The sequence below is a fragment of the Microbacterium sp. MMO-10 genome (assembly GCF_037148715.1).
In the GTDB taxonomy this organism is placed as follows: Bacteria; Actinomycetota; Actinomycetes; order Actinomycetales; family Microbacteriaceae; genus Microbacterium.
The window spans coordinates 420,909-438,391 of record NZ_JBBCSV010000002.1; the positions used below are offsets into that span (position 1 = coordinate 420,909).

The window sequence follows — 17,483 nt, forward strand, 5'->3', positions numbered from 1 at the left end:
CTTCTGTCCTCTCTCATCCGGACTGTGACCGTCGGCTCCGGAATCGCACCGGATCGGCGGTCCCCACCATGGGGACCGTTCGCGGGCTCGCGCGGACCATGCCGCGACACCGCCGGTGGGGACTCTCACCCCGCCCTGAGGACAGGACGACGCTATCACCGCGGTGAGGGCGCGCCGACCACGGCGACGGGCGGGGCGGTCAGTGTGAAGCCGTTCCCGTTCCGGCCAGGCGGTACGCGGTCTCCGGACGTCCCGGCGCCCCGTAGCGCGGGGCGCGGATCGCGATCTGCTGGGCGACGAGGTGCTCCAGGTAGCGTCGCGCGGTGACCCGCGAGACGCCCACGAGGGGTGCGGCCTCCGCCGCCGAGAGGTCGCCGTGGGCGCGCAGCACGGCGGTCACCGTCTGCAGCGTCTCGACCGCGAGTCCCTTCGGGAGGGCGATCGTCCCGGTCGTCGGCCCGCCGATCAGGGCATCGATCTCCTCCTGGCTGGCGGCTCCGGCGAGGGCGATCGCGCGCTCGTGCCGGTCGCGGTACTGCAGCAGGCGTTCGCGGAAGACGGCGAACGGGAACGGCTTGAGCAGATACTGGGCGACGCCGAGCGCCGACATCCGCCGCACAGCCTCGACATCGCGGACACTCGTCACCGCGATCACGTCGATCGCGCTCCCGGCTCCGCGGATGCGCCGCAGGACGTCGATGCCGGATCCGTCCGGCATCGTGAGGTCCAGCAGCACCAGGTCGATCCGCTCCGCCTCCGTGGTCAGCGCGCTGAGCGCGGCGCGGACGCCGGTGCACTCGCCGACGACCTCGAAGCCGTCGAGCCGTGCGAGGTACGCCGCGTGCAGCTCGAGCGTGAGCGGATCGTCGTCGACGAGCAGGACGCCGATCATCCGGATCTCCTCTCCGACGGCGCACCCGGCAGCGTGACACGGAACGCGGTCGGGTCTGCGGACAGCTCGACCCTCCCGCCGGCGGCGGTCACGATGTCGCGGACGAGGGCCAGTCCGACGCCGCGCCCCGTGCGGTCGCTCGGCTTGGTGGAGTAGCCGTGCTCGAAGATGCGCTCCCGGTCGTCCGCGGGGACTCCGGGGCCCCCGTCCGCGACGGTGATCGCGACGGCGCCGCCGTCCGCCGCCGTCACGTCCACCCGCACCCAGCGGTCGGCGCCCGTCCCAGCCTGACGCGCGGCGTCGAGGGCGTTGTCGATGAGGTTGCCGACCACGGCGACGGCGTCGACCGGGGGCAGATCCGCACGGGGAGCGGCCGGATCCACCTGGACCTGCCAGCGCACGCCGCGTTCCTTCGCCTGGGAGGCCTTGCCGAGCAGCAGCGCGCCGAGCGTCGGATCCCCGTCCCGCAGCGTCATCTGGTCGATCACCGACTGGCTCTGCAGGGAGGATTCGGACAGCAACGCGATCGCCTCGTCGCGGCGGTCGAGCTCGAGCAGAGACAGCGCCGTGTGCAGGCGGTTGCCGTGTTCGTGGGTCTGCGCGCGCAGCGCCTCGCCGAGCGTGCGCACCGACTCGTACCCGGCCACGGCCTCGCGCACATCGCGGGCATCCAGATCGCCCGTGATGCGCCGTGTCGCGAGCCGGGCGAGCACGGCCCCGATCGCGCCCAGGGCCACGACGGCGAGGGTCAGCAGCACGATCACGGGCAGGCGTCGCAGCAGCGCCCCGGCGAGCGACTCCACGGTCACGCCCGCCGACACCCAGCCGACGATCGCGCCGTCCGCGTCGTGGACCGGGGCGATCGTGCGCACGGACGGCCCGAGCGTCCCCGTGTACTGCTCGGTGAGGGGACGACCGTCGGCGGGGATCGTGCCCAGGTACTTCTCGCCGATCCGGGCGGGATCCGGATGCGTCAGGCGCACGCCGTCGCGGTCCATCACGGTGATGAAGTCGAGCCCGGCGCCGGTGCGGGCGGACTCGACGTACGCGCGCAGACCCCCCGCCGCCGTGGGGCGGTCGGCGGCGGTCACGGCGGCCTCGATCTCCGGTGCCGCGGCGAGCGCCTGCGCGATCGCCGCGGTGACGTGCTCGGCCTCCTGCCGCGCCGAGGTCTGCGCCTCCCAGGTGAGGAACGCCCCGATCGCGGCGCCGATCAGCAGCACGGATCCGATCAGGAGCGCGAACACGCGTGATGCCGCACTGCGCACTCCGCCGCGTCTTGTCGTCGCCATCGCCGATCCCGACCTCCTCAGCCAGTATGCGCGAGCTCCCCGGACCAGCGGCGGCCCGGAGCGGATCCGAGCCGGTTTCAATACGACCAGAACTCGCCGGGCAGAGCCGCGGATCCGCACGATGGTCGGCACAGCCCGCCCGCAGGGGTGCGGGCTTCAGGTTCACTCAGCGGAGGCGATGATGGCTCTCACCGAAGGTTTCACTCTCCCGCGGCACGACTGGCGCCGCGGCAAGAACTCCTGGGACAAGCACACCTGGCTCTATGTGTCCGTGCTCATCGCGGTGGCCCTCGGGATCGCCGTGGGGCTCGTGTTCCCGCAGTTCGCGCAGGGTCTCGAACCCATCGGCAAGGGATTCGTGAGCCTCATCAAGATGATGATCGCGCCGATCATCTTCTGCACGATCGTGATCGGCGTCGGATCCATCGCGAAGGCGGCGACGGTCGGCAAGATCGGCGGGCTCGCGCTCGTCTACTTCATGGTGATGTCGACGTTCGCCCTCGCGATCGGGCTGGTCGTCGGCAACATCATCCATCCCGGCGAGGGGCTGCACATGGCGGGCGCGACCTATGAGGCCGCGACGACCGAGGCGAAGACGACGCAGGACTTCATCCTCGGCATCATCCCCGCCACGTTCTTCGGCGCCTTCACCGGCGAGAGCGTGCTGCAGGTGCTCTTCATCGCGCTGCTCGTCGGGTTCGCGCTGCAGGGGCTGGGGGAGCGCGGCGCGCCCATCATGACGGCGATCAAGCACCTGCAGACGCTCGTGTTCCGCGTGCTCGGGATGATCCTGTGGCTCGCCCCGCTCGGCGCGTTCGGCGCGATCGCCGCCGTGGTCGGAAAGACGGGCGTCGCGGCGATCTGGAGCCTCGGGATCCTCCTCGGTGCGTTCTACCTGACCTGCATCGTGTTCATCGTCGTGGTGCTGGGCGGGATCCTGATGCTCGTCGCGCGGGTGAACATCTTCCAGCTCATGAAGTACCTGGCGCGCGAGTACCTGCTGATCGTCGGCACCTCGTCCTCCGAGTCGGCGCTGCCTCGCCTGATCGCGAAGATGGAGCACCTCGGGGTCGCGAAGCCCGTCGTCGGCATCACGGTGCCGACCGGCTACTCGTTCAACCTCGACGGCACGGCGATCTACCTCACGATGGCGTCCCTGTTCATCGCGACGGGCCTCGGCCAGCCGATGTCGATCCCCGAGCAGATCGGCCTCCTCGTCTTCATGATCATCGCGAGCAAGGGCGCCGCGGGCGTCACCGGCGCCGGGCTCGCGACGCTGGCGGGCGGCCTGCAGGCGTACCGGCCCGACCTCGTGAACGGCGTGGGCGTGATCGTGGGCATCGACCGCTTCATGTCGGAGGGCCGCGCGCTGACCAACTTCACCGGCAACGCGGTCGCCACGATCCTCATCGGCACCTGGACGAAGCAGATCGATGCGGAGCAGGTGCGCGCGGTCCTCTCGGGTGCGCGGCCGTTCGACGAGTCGACCCTGGACGGCGTCGGGCACGACGCGCCCTCTGCCGCGCTCGGCCGCGGTGAGGCGGAGGCGGTCAGCACCGAGACGCTCGGACATGCCGCCGTGGACGAGATGGCCGCCAAGCAGGAGCGGGCACGCGCTCGCGCCGGGCGCGGCTGACCCGGATCGCCCGCTGAGGCCGGGCCGGGGCGCCGACGACGCCCCGCCCCGGCCGTCGCGTGCCTCGCCGTCGCGGCCGAGGCGCTAGCGTCGGAGCATGCCCGTCGTCCAGGCCGCCGTCGTCGTCCCGATCTCCCCCGACCTGGCCTTCGCGGTCTCGCAGACGACGGGGGAGGTACGACGCCGCTGGGACGGCTTCATCCACGCGCAGCACTTCCTCGACGGTGCGACGACCCCGGCGAAGGGCGTGCGCACCTTCACCCGGCAGAGGTTCGGCCTCGCCATGACCACCCACTACGTCTCCTACGCGCCGCCGACGACCGTGGGGATGGTGATGGAGCGCGGGCCGTGGTTCCTCCGCACGCTCGGCGCGGGCTGGCGCTTCGAACCGGTGGACGGCGGCACGCGCGCCGTCTGGAAGTACAGCTTCACCTGCCGACCCGCGTGGCTCGCCCCCGTCGCGGAACGCATCGGCACCGTCGTCCTGGGACGGGAGATCCGCCGCAGGATCGCCGGTTTCGCGCGCGGCTGTGCGGATCCGGCCGTCCTCGACGCCGCCCGCGCGGCGCGGGCTCGTCCCTGAGGACTGCTCAGTACCAGTTGTTCGAGACCTCGTGCGCCCAGGCGCCGCAGGGGGACCCGTACCGGTCCTGGATGTAGTTCAGCCCCCAGTCGATCTGGGTGTTCCCGTTGGTGCGCCAGTCGGGGCCGGCCGCCGCCAGCTTCTCGGCGGGCAGGGCCTGCGGGATCCCGTAGGCATCGCTGTCGGGGTTGAGCGCGTCCGCACGCCAGCTGGACTCCTGCATCCACAGGCGGTACAGGCAGGGGAACTGATCCTGGCCCCAGCCGTAGTTGCCGAGCTGCCCGGCGGCGTAAGCCTGGGCGCCGGCCGGGTCGACGTTCACCCCGCCCCCGCCGAGGTCGGTGGATCCGCCTCCGGAGCCGCCCGAGGAGCCGCCGCCGGAACCCGCGGCCGCGGCCGCGGCGGCCGCCTCGCGCTGCAGCTCGGCCTGGCGCTCCTGCTCGGCCACCTGCTGGCCGAGCCGGTAGCGGCGCTCGACGTCCGCCGTGGTGTTCTTCAGCGCGGCGAGCTGTTGATAGAGCGTCGTGACGTGGCCCTGCAGGTCCTGGACCGCGGCGGCCTCGGCATCCGCGGCCGCTTTCGCCTCCCGGGCGGCCTGCTCCGCCGCCGTCGCCCGCTGATCGCGTGCCGTGCGCGCCGTCTGCGCCTGATCCCGCAGCGTGGCCGCAACCCCCTGCTCCGCGAGAGCGCGTGCGCCGAGAGTGCTCCACGTCGCGTCCAGGCGCTGCATGACCCCGAGCCGGGTGAGCAGCTGATCCGGATCCGAAGCGGTCAGGAGGCGTACGGAGAGCGGCGCAGCGGTCTCCGTCCGGGCCCGGCCGGCGATGATCGTGCCCACCTGTTCGTGCGTGCGCTCGGCCGCCGCAGTGGCGTCGGCCGCCTGTGCGGTCAGCTGATCGGCGCGCTTCGCGGCGGCATCGGCGTCGGCTCGCGCGGCGTCGGAGGCCTGGGCCGCCTTCATCGCGGCGGTCGAGGCGTCCGCCGCCTTCTGCTGCGTTCCCGCGAGCGCGTCGTTCACTTTGGCGATCTCGTCCTGCGTGGCCTGTTCGTCGCCCTGCGCGTTCTGCACGTCCTGCCAGGACGGGTAGTCGTCCGCGTACGCCGGCGCCGCGACCATCGGGCCCGCCACGAGCGTCGAGGTCGCCAGGATCGCGGCGAGCAGGCGCGCGGCGCGGCCCCTTCGCGAGGGAGCGGCGGTTCGGGACGGATCGCTCACCTTTCGACCGTAACCCGGTTGCCTGTGGATCGGAACTGCGACGGCACGGACCGGTCTCGGGGGCCGCATGCGCAGGGGCGCCGACGGCGATGCGTCGGCGCCCCTTACCGGGTGATCCGGGCTTCAGCCGCTCTTGCGGCGGAACTCGCGCTTGGTCTGCGCGGCGTGTGTGCCGTGCACGGCGGAGTCGCCGTCCAGATGCGCCTCGCCCCGATGCTGCTGGGCGTTCTTCTTCTCGAGCGCCTCCTTGAACTTGCGCTTCATGTCCGCAGCGGCGGTGTCGTCGGTACTCATGCGCGCCAGCCTAGGGCGTGCGTCCCGACAGGGCCATCGTCGCCGCGGCTCGTCGCCGGTCGCGTGCCGGTCCCGAGGACGGCATCGTCGGCGGAGGACGCGGCGGCAGACGATCGGTGACCGGGGGCCGTGCATCCGGTGAACACTGCGCGATGATCGCCGATCCGGGCGCCTCCAGAGCCGGCGGGGCGGGATCCTGATCACGTGAGAGCAGCGATCGTGACGGAATCCTTCCTCCCGCACATGAACGGCGTGACCGGGAGCGTCCTGCAGATCCTCCGCCATCTCGAGCGTCACGGACATGAGGCCCGTGTGTACGCGCCCGCGGCCGCGGACATGCCGCGCATGATCGGGCACGCGCGGATCGAGCCGATCCCGTCGGTCGCCCTGCCCGGTTACCGCACCGTGCGGGTGGGCACCTCGAGCGCGCACCGGCTGTCCGTCGCGCTGGCCCGCTTCGAGCCCGACGTCGTGCACCTCGCGTCGCCCTTCGCGCTGGGCTGGCGCGGTGCGCTCGCCGCGGAGCGCATCGCGGTGCCGTCGGTCGCGGCGTACCAGACCGACGTCGCCGCCTACGCCGCACGCTACGGAGTGGCCCTCACCACCGCGCTCGCCGAAGCGCACATCGCGCGTCTGCACCGTCGGGCGACGCTGACCCTCGCTCCGTCGTCGGAGTCCGAGGAGCAGCTCGCCCGTCTCGGCGTCGACCGGGTGCGTCGCTGGGGCAGAGGAGTGGACGCCGAGCGCTTCCACCCCGATCGGCGGGTGGCGGACTGGGAGCACCGGGGCGGGTCGGACGTCGTCGTCGGCTACGTCGGGCGGCTGGCGCCGGAGAAGCAGGTGGAGGATCTGCGCGTGCTCGCCGACCTCCCCGGGGTGCGGCTCGTGATCGTGGGCGACGGGCCCGCCCGTCCCCGTCTCGAGGCGCTGCTGCCCGGCGCGCTCTTCCTGGGGCACCTCGGCGGGGCCGAGCTCGCCCGGGCGATGGCGTCCTTCGACGTCTTCGTGCATCCGGGGGAGAGCGAGACCTTCGGTCAGACGCTGCAGGAGGCCCACGCGAGCGGGATCCCGGTGGTCGCGACGGGCCGGGGCGGCCCGCTCGACCTCGTGCGGAGGGGGATCGACGGCTGGCTCTACCGCCCGGGCGATCTCGAGGATCTGCGCGAGCGGGTGCGGGATCTCGCCGGTGACGCCTGCAAACGGCAGGCGTTCGGCCGCGCGGGTCGCGAGGCGGTCGAGGGGCGCAGCTGGAGCGCCGTGTGCGACCAGCTCCTCGGGCACTTCGCCGAGGCGCAGGAGCTGCACAGGGCCGACGCGGGCCTCCGCGCTCCCCGGGCGGTGCGACCCGAGCCCGCGCCGGCGGGGGAGCGCAAGCACTGGCGCCGCTATGTCGCGCTCGGCGACTCGCTGACCGAGGGCCTGTGCGATCCGGGGCCCGACGGCGCACTGCGCGGCTGGGCGGATCGGCTCGCTCTGCTGCTGGCTGCCCGGGAACCGCTGGACTACGCGAACCTCGCGATCCGCTCGAAGCGCGTCGAGGACGTCTGCGGCACGCAGCTGCAGCGCGCCCTCGAGCTGCGCCCGGATCTCGCGTCGATCCTCGTCGGCGCGAACGACCTGGTGAAGCGGCGCGCCTCGATCCCGCGGCTCGCGGCGCGTCTCGAGGACGCCGTGCGGCAGCTGCGCGAGGCGGGCGCCGACGTCCTGGTCGTCACGGCGTTCCTGCCGGGCAACCCGGCGGCGCGGATCTACGCCCGCCGGTTCTCCGCCTGGGCCACGGCGCTCGCGGGCATCGCCCGCCGCCAGGGCGCGATCCTGCTGGACACCGACCTGCATCCGCAGCTCGCCGAGAGGCCGAACTGGGGGGAGGACCTCGTGCACCTCTCCAGTCGAGGGCACCGCTTCCTCGCCTATCGGGCCGGCGGCGTGCTCGGCGTGGCCCTCGCGGACGAGCTCGGCGCGCTGGACGAGGCCCTGCACGCGTCGGAGCGCACCGGGGCCGGCGTGTGGTGGCGTCGGCATGCGCTCCCCTGGGTGTGGCGGCGTCTGCACGGACGGGCCGCGGGCGACGGACGCAGCGCGAAGCACCACGACTACGTGCGCCTCGGCCGCGAGCGGGGAGTGCGGGAGCCGAGCGAGGTCTGATCGGCTGCGCGGCGGGAGAGGCCGGGGCAGCTGTTGCGCCGCGCGCTGATAGGATCGAACAGGATGCCTCTGTGCGCATCCGTCCATGCTCGCGCTCCACACGGGAGAGCGAGCCTAAACAAAGAAGGAGAGACCTCTTGGAAGGTCCTGAAATCACTGCCACCGAGGCCGTTCTCGACAACGGCCGCTTCGGCACCCGCACCGTCCGCTTCGAGACGGGCCGTCTCGCGCAGCAGGCGCAGGGCGCGGTCGCCGCTTACCTCGACGAGGAGACGATGCTCCTCTCGGCCACGAGCGCGGGCAAGTCGCCGCGCGAGGGCTTCGACTTCTTCCCGCTGACCGTCGACGTCGAGGAGCGCTCGTACGCCGCGGGCAAGATCCCCGGCTCGTTCTTCCGTCGCGAGGGCCGTCCGTCCACCGAGGCGATCCTCGTCTGCCGTCTGATCGACCGTCCGCTGCGTCCGTCGTTCGTCGACGGCCTGCGCAACGAGGTGCAGATCGTCATCACCGTCCTGAGCATCGCTCCGGGCGAGTACTACGACGCGCTCGCGATCAACGCGGCGTCCGCGTCGACCCAGATCTCGGGCCTGCCGTTCTCCGGCCCCGTGGCCGGTGTGCGCCTCGCGTTCATCCCCGGCCACGGCGAGCACGCGGACCAGTGGGTCGCGTTCCCCAACGCGGAGCAGGTCGAGCAGGCCGTCTTCGACCTCGTCGTCGCGGGCCGCGTGGTCACCAAGGGCGACGGCAGCACCGACGTCGCGATCATGATGGTGGAGGCCGAGGCGACCGAGGGCAGCTGGAACCTGATCAAGGCCGGCGCCACCAAGCCCAGCGAGGACATCGTCGCGCAGGGTCTCGAGGCGGCCAAGCCGTTCCTCAAGCAGCTCGTCGAGGCGCAGGCGCAGCTCGCCGCCACGGCGTCGAAGGAGCCGGGCGTGTACCCGGTCTTCCTGCCGTACAGCGAGGAGACGTTCGACTTCGTCTCGTCGCGCGCCTTCGCCGAGCTCGTCGACGTCTACCAGATCGCCGACAAGCAGGAGCGCCAGAACGCCGACGACGCGATCAAGGACCGTGTCAAGGCCGAGCTGGTCGCCGCCGTCGAGGCCGGCGAGCAGCCGGAGATCGCCCTCAGCGAGTTCTCCGCCGCCTACAAGTCCGTCACGAAGAAGATCGTGCGCGGCCGGATCCTCACCGAGGGCGTCCGCATCGACGGTCGCGGCCTCGCGGACATCCGCCCGCTCGACGCCGAGGTGCAGGTCATCCCGCGCGTGCACGGCTCCGCGATCTTCCAGCGCGGCGAGACCCAGATCCTGGGCGTCACCACGCTCAACATGCTCAAGATGGAGCAGCAGATCGACTCGCTGTCGCCCACCACGAGCAAGCGCTACATGCACCACTACAACTTCCCGCCCTACTCGACCGGCGAGACCGGCCGCGTGGGTTCGCCGAAGCGTCGCGAGATCGGGCACGGCTTCCTCGCCGAGCGCGCCCTCGTGCCGGTGCTGCCGAGCCGCGAAGAGTTCCCCTACGCGATCCGTCAGGTCTCCGAGGCGCTCAGCTCCAACGGATCCACCTCGATGGGATCCGTCTGCGCCTCGACCCTGTCGCTGCTGAACGCGGGTGTGCCGCTGCGCGCCCCCGTCGCCGGCATCGCGATGGGCCTCGTATCCGACCAGGTCGACGGCGAGACCCGCTACGCGGCGCTCACCGACATCCTGGGCGCCGAGGACGCGCTCGGCGACATGGACTTCAAGGTCGCCGGCACGAGCGAGTTCGTCACCGCGATCCAGCTGGACACCAAGCTCGACGGCATCCCCTCCGAGGTGCTCGCCGGCGCGCTGACCCAGGCCAAGGACGCGCGTCTGACGATCCTCAACGTGCTCAACGCCGCGATCGACAGCCCGGACGAGATGGCGCCGACCGCGCCGCGCGTGATCAGCGTGCAGATCCCGGTCGACAAGATCGGCGAGCTGATCGGCCCGAAGGGCAAGACGATCAACGCGATCCAGGACGAGACCGGCGCGCAGATCTCCATCGAGGAGGACGGCACCGTCTACATCGGCGCGACCGACGGCCCGTCGGCCGAGGCCGCCCGTGCCCAGGTGAACGCGATCGCCAACCCGACCAACCCCGAGGTCGGTGAGCAGTTCCTCGGCACGGTCGTCAAGATCGCGACCTTCGGCGCGTTCGTCTCCCTGCTCCCGGGCAAGGACGGCCTCCTGCACGTCACCGAGGTGCGCAAGCTCGCCGGTGGCAAGCGCGTGGAGAACGTCGACGACGTGCTCTCCGTCGGCCAGAAGATCCTCGTGAAGATCACGAAGATCGACGACCGCGGCAAGCTCTCGCTCGAGCCCGTCATCGACGAGGCTCCGGCCGAGGCTGCGGAGCCGGTCGCCGAGACCGCCGAGGCCTGATTCCTCACGAAAAGGCCCGTCATGTCCGCCGAAGGGGGGACATGGCGGGCCTTTTCGCGTCTTCGTGACCGAACCGTTATCCATTGTTCGCCTCCCGGCCGTCTCAATGAACGGAAGCGTCCGAGGCCTCCCTTACTCTCGTAGGGAACGCACCGGGGGGGTGCGTTCGAAGCACAGCGCAGCAGACACGGGGGTGATCGCATGCGTCTCTTCAGTGTCGGACCCGGATCCGCGACCGGCGGTGCCGCGCCTGCCGTCGCGACCGCGCCCGCCGTCACGACGCCGCCTGCCGTGGTCCCGCCGCATCCGTCCGCCCCGATCCCCGTGGTCGGACCCGGCATCGGCACGAGCCTGCGCGTGCCGATCGGCGAGACAGGCATCCGCACCTTCCCATTGATCCTGGGCGGCGCGGAGTTCGGCTGGAACACCGACGCCGACACCGCCCTGCGCATTCTCGACCGCTACGCCGAGTTCGGCGGCAACGCGGTGCACACCGCCGACAGCTTCGCCGCGGGGCGCAGCGAGCACATCATCGGGCGCTGGCTCGCGTCGCGCCGCAACCGCGACGACATCGTGCTGAGCGTGCGCGTGGGCGGTCACCCCGACAACCCCGGCATCGGCGCGGTGAACCTCGTCCGCGCGGTGGAGGCCTCGCTGAACCGGCTCGGAGTCGAGTGCATCGACGTGCTCTACCTCGACGGCACGGTCGACGACGGCAGCGCCCTCGAGGACACCCTCGCCACGGCGGAGTGGCTGGTCGAGACCGGCAAGGTGCGCCTGCTGGGAGCCTTCGGGTTCACCCCGGAGCGTCTGGTCGAGGCCCGGATCCTCGCCTCGGCGGGGTACCCGCGCATCGAGGTGCTGGACGAGCCGTACAACCTGCTGCGCCGCCAGGGCTTCGAGGGCGACCTGCGACTGGTCGCCGCGGCCCAGGGGCTCGCGGTGACGCCCTCGCACGCCCTCGAGCACGGCTTCCTCTCGGGGCGCCACCGTTCGAAGCAGGCCCTGCAGGGCGTGCGCGGCATGCAGTTGCGCGGCAACATCAACCGCCGCGGAATCAAGGTGCTGCGGGCTCTCGACATCGCGGCGGACGAGCTGCAGGTGCCCGTTGCGGCGGTGGCGATCGGCTGGCTGCTCGCGCAGCGCACGGTCACCGCCCCCATCGTCAACGCCTTCGCGACCGACCAGGTGGATGAGCTCATGCAGGGCGCGGGTGTCGCGCTGGGGCGGGCGCAGCTGGCCGAACTCACCCGGGCGGCGAGCTGATCCGGTCCGTGTCCGATCCGTGACATAGGCTGGAAGCAGCCCGACCACGGAGTCGGCGACGAGGCGAGCGGTTGTGACGCATTACATCTATCTGGTCCGGCACGGCGAACATCAGGACGCCGAGCACGGTCTCGCCGACGGCCCCCTCTCGCCGCGCGGTCGCCGTCAGGCCGAGCTGATCGCCGACCGCCTGTCCGGGCTCCCGCTCGACGCGATCTGGCATTCTCCGCTGCTCCGCGCCGCCGAGACGGCGAGGGCGATCTCCGAGCGGATCCCCTCGGTCGAGGCTGAGCCGTCCGCGCTGCTGTTCGACTGCGTGCCCACCGGCATGACGGAGGAGACACCAGCCGTCTTCGAGCCCTTCTTCGGATCCGTCACCGATGCGGAGATCGAGGCCGGCAGGGCGCAGATGGATGACGCCGTCAACGAGTACCTGGTCCGCAAGCCCGGTGACGTCCACGAGGTGCTCATCACGCACAACTTCGTGATCGGCTGGTTCGTCCGCGAGGTGCTCGAGGCGCCGGACTGGCGCTGGATGACGCTCAACCAGGCGAACTGCGGACTCACCGTGATCTCGCAGAAGCAGGGCCGCCCGTGGACCCTGCTCGCGCACAACGACCTGAGCCATCTGCCTGTGGAGCTGCGCACCGGCCTGCCGGATCCCCTCGCGGTCTGACCTCACAACCGTGGACGCGGCGCTTGCGCGGCGCATGTTCGTGACGATCCGCACGGCCTGTCACGATCAGCACACGAGTTCGCCGGATCCGTGTGCTGATCGTCACCACGTGTGCTGATCGTGACGGGCGAGGACGGCCCGCCGCGGCGCGCCGGGATCAGCTGATGCGCTCCCAGTCGGCGATCGGACCCGGCTCGACGATGAAGAGCGGATGCGGATCCGGGAGCGCACTGCCGCGCCACCGCTCCCAGAGGTCCGGGTTGCGGACCTCGAGCTTGCGCAGCAGGTGACCCCACTCGTACTCGAGCTGACCGTGGGCGACGGGGATCCGCTCCACGGGACCGGTCTTGAGGATCTTCTCCCGCGCGAACCGGTAGCCGCGTGCGTCGGCCTCGTCCACCACTGCGGAGAGGTAGTCGCCGATCGCCGCGAGCGGATCCGGCACGGCGCGGAACCGCTGCAGCTGCGGGTGGTTCGCATAGCCGCGCCGCGTCGGGTCCGCGATCACCGCCTGCGCGAGCAGTCCCTCGCGCCAGCACGCCGTGAGCGCCTGCCGATCGTAGTAGCGGGGGTGAACAGACCACAGCCTCACGCGTGCGCCTCCAGATCCTTCCGATACCACCGGGTCGCGTTGGGATTCTCGTTGTAACGGGGGATCTCGGCGAAGCCGCTGTTGCGGTAGAGGTGGCCGGCCGCCTCGAGCGTGTGGTGGGTGTCGAGCACGAGGGCGCTGGCCCCGAATCCGCGAGCGCGGCGTTCCAGCTCCTCGAGCAGCAGGCGCCCCCAACCGCGACCGCGCGCCTCCGGGCTCAGGAACACGTGCTTGATCTCGAACACGTCCGGCGCGCCGTCGGGCATCGCGACGCGGCGGATCCCGCCGCAGCCCACGATCGCGTCGTCGTCTTCGAGAAGCAGGAAGACGCCGTCAGGATCCTGGAACGCCGCGGCCTTCGGATATGTAGGGGAGTAGGTGCCACCGGGGAACTCCGCGGCCCGCAGGGTGAAGTAGGCGACCAGCACGGCGTGCGCGTCGGCATCCTCGGGGGATGCGATCCGGAACGTGGGCATGCTCCGACGTTATGCCCTCGACGCGCCCCGGACCGCACCAGCCGCGCGGAGGAGCCGCGTCCGCCGCCCTGAATAGACTGTGGACATGACGACGCGCGTGGCCCTGGTGGGCGCCTCCGGCAAGCTCGGCACCATCATCGGCGATGTGATCGCGCAGCTGGACGGGTTCGAGCTCGGCGCGGTGCTCGGGTCGAACAGCACCATGGACGAGCTCGACGGCGCCGACCTCGTGGTCGATGCGACCACGCCGGCCTCCAGCGTCGAGATCGTGCGCGCCGCGGTCGACCGCGGCATCAACCTCCTCGTCGCGACCTCGGGGTGGTCTGCCGACCGCATCGCCCAGGTGCGGCCGGCCATCGACGCCGCCGGCACGGGAGCGCTGTTCGTGCCCAACTTCTCGCTGGGATCCGTGCTGGGCACGGCGCTGGCCGCCCTCGCCGCTCCGTTCTTCGGGTCCGTCGAGATCATCGAGGCGCACCAGCACACGAAGATCGACTCGCCCAGCGGCACGGCGGTGCGCACTGCGGAACTGATCGCGGCGGCCCGCTCCGAGCAGGGGCCCGTCGATGCGCCGCACGTCGACCAGCGCGCGCGCGGCCAGCAGGTCGCCGGCGTCCCGGTGCACTCGCTGCGCCGGCCCGGCGTGCTCGCCAAGCAGGAGGTCATCCTTTCGGGCCCGGGGGAGTCGCTCACGATCGTGCACGACACCGTGCAGTCGGCGGCGGCGTACGCCCCCGGGATCCGCCTCGCCCTGCCGTACGCCCGTGATCTGCGCGGTGTGGTCGTGGGCCTGGAGAACGTGATCGATCTGGGGATCCGGCCGCGCGCATGACCGCGCGCATCGGCGTGCTCGGCCCGGTGCGGATCGCGGATCGCGACGCCGGAGGCACGCCCATGCGCGCCCTGCTGGCGGCGCTCGTCCTGGCGGGCACCGGCACCACGCGATCCGTGCCCGCGCTGGCCGACGAGGTCTGGGGGGACGACCAGCCGCAGAACCCGAAGGCGGCCCTGCAGACGCTCGTCTCCCGGGCCAGGGCGCTCGCCGGGCCGGACGCCATCGCGAGCGCTCCGGGAGGCTATGCCCTGGGCACCGATGACACCGACCTCCAGTCCGCGCGCCGTCTGCGCGCCGAGGCGGAGACACTCGACGACGGCGATCCCGACCGCGTCCGGTTGCTGCGCGCGGCCCTCGCCCTGTGGCGGGGCGAGCCCGGCGCGGACCTCGCGGGGGCTCCGATCGCGGAGGAGCTCGCGGCGCACACGCAGGGGCTGCAGGCCGCACTCCGCGGCTGCCTCGCCGCCTCGCTCGTGGCCGCTGGGCAAGCGGCGGAGGGCATCGGGATCCTCGAGGAACTCGCTGCGGCCCATCCGCTCGATGAGACGGCGCACGCCGCGCTGATGACGGCACTCGCCGACGACGGCAGGGTCCCTGAGGCCCTCGGCGTCTTCGCACGGCTGCGCGCCGCCCTCGCCGACGCGCTGGGCAGCTCGCCCGGCCCCGAGCTCGTCGAGCTGAACGCGCGGCTGCTGCGCGGGCGGGACGAGGGGCCGCGGGTGCGGATCGGTGTGCAGTCCGCCCCGAACGAGCTCATCGGCCGCGACGGAGCGCTGGCGAGCGCGCGCGTCCTGCTGCGCACCGCACGGCTCGTGACCATCATGGGCGCGGGCGGACTGGGCAAGACCCGGCTCGCGCAGGCACTGGCGGCGGAGTCGCCGGCGCCCGCCGTGGTCGTCGTCCCGCTCGCCGGTGTGCGCACCGACGGGGGCGTGCCGCTGGCGGTCGCCGCCGCCCTGGGAATCAGCGAGAACGCCCCCGGCGGCAGGCTCTCGGAGCAGCGTCCGCGTCCCGACCTCGGCGCCCGCATCATCGCCGCTCTCGGTGAGCGGACGACGCTCCTGGTCCTGGACAACTGCGAGCAGGTGATCGACGGTGTCGCGCGCTGGTCGGCGGATCTGCTGGCCATGGTGCCGTCGTTGCGGATCCTGACCACCAGCCGCACCCCGCTCGCGATCGCCGCGGAGCGCGTGCTTCCGCTGGAGCCGCTGGGGATCGAGGCGACGCAGGATGCACCGGCCGTGCGCCTCTTCGTGGAGCGTGCGCAGGTCGCACGTCCGGGCGCGACGCTCGATCTCGAGGTCGTCGCGCGCCTGTGCGCACGTCTGGACGGGCTGCCGCTCGCGATCGAGCTCGCTGCGGCGCGGGTGCGCACGATGACGCCCGAGCAGATCGAACGGCGGCTGGAGAACCGGTTCGCGCTGCTGACCACCGGTGACCGTTCGGCTCCCGAACGCCACCGCACGCTGGAGGCTGTGATCGAGTGGAGCTGGGATCTGCTCTCGCCGGAGGCGCGGCAGGCGCTCGCGCTGCTGTCCGTGCTTCCCGGCGGCTTCTCGGCGGAGACCGCCGACGCCGTCCTGAGCGCTGCGTCCGACGATGTGCTGGAGGGACTCGTCTCGCAGTCGTTGCTGAACGTCGTGGAGATCGGCGACGGCGACGTGCGCTTCCGCATGCTGGAGACCGTGCGCGAGTTCGGACACGACCGGCTGGTCGAGATCGGCGCCGAGCAGGACGCGTGGGAGGCCGTGGTCGCCTGGGCGCTCGCCTTCGTCGCCGCGCACGGTGCGAGGACGCGGGCGTTCCCCGCGGGCCTGACCGCGCGGGCGCACCTCGCGATCACGCGCGAGCACGACAACCTCGTGCATGTGCTGCGGCACTTGGTCGCGGAGCGACGCGGCGGCGACGCGGTGCGTCTGTTCACCGTCCTCGGGCAGTCCTGGTTCATCCGCGGCTCCTTCACCGAGTTCATCGGCTATGCGGGGCCGATGATCGAGATCGTGGACGCCCTGCCGGCCGGGGACGTCGAGCCCGACCTGCAGGTCATGGCCGTCGTGATGGCCTCGCTCGGCTGCATGATCAGCGGGGACCCCCTCGCCGCGCGCGGACTCGCCTTCGTCGCCCGTGCCGTGCGCGCAGCCGGCGACGCGCTCGCACCGGCCTGGCAACTGCTGTCGGACGCGCTGCTCTCCGTGGGCCGGGGCGCGCCGATGGGGTCGTTGCCCGAGGGGCCGCAGAGGTCGGATCCGCGCGCGCAGCTGGCCGCGGACGTGCTGCGCTCGCACCGCGCGGAGAACGACGGCGAGGCGGAGGAGGCGATGGAAGCCGCCCGCAGCGCCTGGCAGCGGGCGCGCAGCCTCGACGAGCGGTGGGCGGAGGGCATGGCCGCCGACCTCGCCGCCCAGCTGGCCGCGCAGTCGGCCCGTCCGGCCGAGGCGATGACCTGGATCCAGCGTGCGGGCGCCGTGTTCGCCGAGTTCGAAGCGCAGGATCAGATCGACCACCAGGAGTGGGTGCGCGGAGGCGCGCTGCTCTGCCTGGGCCGCGGCGACGAGGCCCGAGCGCTGTTCAGCCGGCTCGTCGAAGAAGGGGGTCTCAGCCAGGACGGCGTGGAACTGGGGTCGATCGGTCTGTACGGGCTCGCGGAGGCCGACCTCCTGGAGGGGCGCAGGGCCGACGCGACCGAGGGCTTCCGCCGGGCGATGGCGGCTTTCGCCGATCCCGTGCACCGTCGCTCGCCCTGGTACCTGATGGCGCTGTCGGGGTATGTCTCGGCGGCCGTGCGGGAGCTCGAGGTGCCGGAGGCGGAGCTGGCCGTGTGGGAGCGGCGGCTGCGCACGCGCACCATCGCCGCCTGCCGGCTGCGCCGGGAGGGCGTGGACCGGCCGGTGCTCGGTACGGCCCTGATCGGATGGTCGGCCTGGGCGATCCGGCAGCCGGAGCTCATCGGGCGGGGGACAGCGGCCGTCGCGCTCGCCGAGGTGCTCGGCGGGAGGCAGAACATGCCGAGTCTCAGCCTCGCCGTGCATCTCGCGGATGCGGAGAGGATCACCGGATCCGCGGAGGTCGCCGAGGCCCGGGCGGACGCGGCGGCACTGGATCCTGACGAGAGGGTTGCGCGCGGCCTCGCCGTGCTGGGCGCTCGCTGAGCACGGCGCGCTCGCTG

The 17,483-nt window shown here is 72.3% G+C and carries 14 protein-coding genes and 1 riboswitch; of the genes, 8 read left to right on the top strand and 6 right to left on the bottom strand.

Going from position 1 to position 17,483, the window contains the following annotated elements:
• Position 1 precedes the first annotated feature (1 nt).
• A riboswitch (FMN riboswitch) is annotated at positions 2-147 on the bottom strand.
• A 52-nt stretch (positions 148-199) separates the two neighbouring features.
• Both WFJ17_RS06365 and WFJ17_RS06370 read right to left on the bottom strand, forming a co-directional pair.
• Positions 200-892, bottom strand: a complete 693-nt coding sequence (locus WFJ17_RS06365) for a response regulator (protein WP_251444529.1) — start codon at positions 890-892, stop codon at positions 200-202.
• Entirely contained in the window at positions 889-2,184 is a 1,296-nt protein-coding gene (locus WFJ17_RS06370) for a sensor histidine kinase (protein WP_251444526.1), read from the bottom strand. Before WFJ17_RS06370 ends, WFJ17_RS06365 begins: the two co-directional genes overlap by 4 nt.
• A gap of 181 nt (positions 2,185-2,365) precedes the next feature.
• Here WFJ17_RS06370 and WFJ17_RS06375 point away from each other — a divergent pair, with 181 nt between their 5' ends.
• Both WFJ17_RS06375 and WFJ17_RS06380 read left to right on the top strand, forming a co-directional pair.
• Positions 2,366-3,820: a cation:dicarboxylate symporter family transporter gene (locus tag WFJ17_RS06375; RefSeq protein WP_251444524.1), complete on the top strand. Its 1,455-nt coding sequence runs from the start codon at positions 2,366-2,368 to the stop codon at positions 3,818-3,820.
• A 97-nt stretch (positions 3,821-3,917) separates the two neighbouring features.
• The gene (locus WFJ17_RS06380) at positions 3,918-4,403 is read left to right on the top strand and encodes an SRPBCC family protein (RefSeq protein ID WP_336647971.1); all 486 of its coding nucleotides are present in this window, start codon (positions 3,918-3,920) and stop codon (positions 4,401-4,403) included.
• 7 nt (positions 4,404-4,410) lie between these two features.
• Here WFJ17_RS06380 and WFJ17_RS06385 read toward each other — a convergent pair whose 3' ends face one another.
• Entirely contained in the window at positions 4,411-5,619 is a 1,209-nt protein-coding gene (locus tag WFJ17_RS06385; RefSeq protein WP_251444520.1) for a hypothetical protein, read from the bottom strand.
• Between the two features lie 123 nt (positions 5,620-5,742).
• A complete protein-coding gene (locus WFJ17_RS06390) occupies positions 5,743-5,913 on the bottom strand; it encodes a DUF5302 domain-containing protein (protein WP_091477308.1) in 171 nt (56 codons plus the stop codon).
• 219 nt (positions 5,914-6,132) lie between these two features.
• Between WFJ17_RS06390 and WFJ17_RS06395 the strand changes: the two genes are divergently transcribed.
• The 4 genes from WFJ17_RS06395 to WFJ17_RS06410 all read left to right on the top strand — a co-directional run bounded on the left by WFJ17_RS06395 (position 6,133) and on the right by WFJ17_RS06410 (position 12,414).
• Positions 6,133-8,058: a GDSL-type esterase/lipase family protein gene (locus WFJ17_RS06395; protein WP_336647972.1), complete on the top strand. Its 1,926-nt coding sequence runs from the start codon at positions 6,133-6,135 to the stop codon at positions 8,056-8,058.
• A 137-nt stretch (positions 8,059-8,195) separates the two neighbouring features.
• On the top strand, positions 8,196-10,472 hold the full coding sequence (locus tag WFJ17_RS06400) for a polyribonucleotide nucleotidyltransferase (protein WP_251444517.1): 2,277 nt from the start codon (positions 8,196-8,198) through the stop codon (positions 10,470-10,472).
• 201 nt (positions 10,473-10,673) lie between these two features.
• Positions 10,674-11,738: an aldo/keto reductase gene (locus WFJ17_RS06405; RefSeq protein WP_251444515.1), complete on the top strand. Its 1,065-nt coding sequence runs from the start codon at positions 10,674-10,676 to the stop codon at positions 11,736-11,738.
• Positions 11,739-11,811: 73 nt separating this feature from the next.
• The gene (locus tag WFJ17_RS06410) at positions 11,812-12,414 is read left to right on the top strand and encodes a histidine phosphatase family protein (RefSeq protein ID WP_251444513.1); all 603 of its coding nucleotides are present in this window, start codon (positions 11,812-11,814) and stop codon (positions 12,412-12,414) included.
• Between the two features lie 157 nt (positions 12,415-12,571).
• Here WFJ17_RS06410 and WFJ17_RS06415 read toward each other — a convergent pair whose 3' ends face one another.
• Together WFJ17_RS06415 and WFJ17_RS06420 are read right to left on the bottom strand one after the other, a co-directional pair.
• Positions 12,572-13,006, bottom strand: a complete 435-nt coding sequence (locus WFJ17_RS06415) for a pyrimidine dimer DNA glycosylase/endonuclease V (protein ID WP_336647973.1) — start codon at positions 13,004-13,006, stop codon at positions 12,572-12,574.
• Complete coding sequence (locus WFJ17_RS06420) at positions 13,003-13,482, bottom strand: GNAT family N-acetyltransferase (RefSeq protein WP_336647974.1); 480 nt, start codon at positions 13,480-13,482, stop codon at positions 13,003-13,005. The genes WFJ17_RS06415 and WFJ17_RS06420 overlap by 4 nt, the downstream gene beginning before the upstream one ends.
• A gap of 85 nt (positions 13,483-13,567) precedes the next feature.
• On the opposite strand from WFJ17_RS06420, the gene dapB reads away from it, so the two are divergent.
• Together dapB and WFJ17_RS06430 are read left to right on the top strand one after the other, a co-directional pair.
• The gene (gene dapB / locus WFJ17_RS06425) at positions 13,568-14,314 is read left to right on the top strand and encodes a 4-hydroxy-tetrahydrodipicolinate reductase (protein ID WP_251444507.1); all 747 of its coding nucleotides are present in this window, start codon (positions 13,568-13,570) and stop codon (positions 14,312-14,314) included.
• Positions 14,311-17,466, top strand: coding sequence for an ATP-binding protein (locus WFJ17_RS06430; RefSeq protein ID WP_336647975.1), 3,156 nt, complete (start codon positions 14,311-14,313; stop codon positions 17,464-17,466). Before dapB ends, WFJ17_RS06430 begins: the two co-directional genes overlap by 4 nt.
• Positions 17,467-17,483: the final 17 nt, after the last annotated feature.

Coding starts and splice junctions, on each gene's coding strand:
- WFJ17_RS06365 (WP_251444529.1), bottom strand. CDS start 892: ATGATCGGCGTCCTGCTCGTCGACGACGATCCGCTCACGCTCGAGCTG.
- WFJ17_RS06370 (WP_251444526.1), bottom strand. CDS start 2,184: ATGGCGACGACAAGACGCGGCGGAGTGCGCAGTGCGGCATCACGCGTG.
- WFJ17_RS06375 (WP_251444524.1), top strand. CDS start 2,366: ATGGCTCTCACCGAAGGTTTCACTCTCCCGCGGCACGACTGGCGCCGC.
- WFJ17_RS06380 (WP_336647971.1), top strand. CDS start 3,918: ATGCCCGTCGTCCAGGCCGCCGTCGTCGTCCCGATCTCCCCCGACCTG.
- WFJ17_RS06390 (WP_091477308.1), bottom strand. CDS start 5,913: ATGAGTACCGACGACACCGCCGCTGCGGACATGAAGCGCAAGTTCAAG.
- WFJ17_RS06405 (WP_251444515.1), top strand. CDS start 10,674: ATGCGTCTCTTCAGTGTCGGACCCGGATCCGCGACCGGCGGTGCCGCG.
- WFJ17_RS06420 (WP_336647974.1), bottom strand. CDS start 13,482: ATGCCCACGTTCCGGATCGCATCCCCCGAGGATGCCGACGCGCACGCC.
- dapB (WP_251444507.1), top strand. CDS start 13,568: ATGACGACGCGCGTGGCCCTGGTGGGCGCCTCCGGCAAGCTCGGCACC.
- WFJ17_RS06430 (WP_336647975.1), top strand. CDS start 14,311: ATGACCGCGCGCATCGGCGTGCTCGGCCCGGTGCGGATCGCGGATCGC.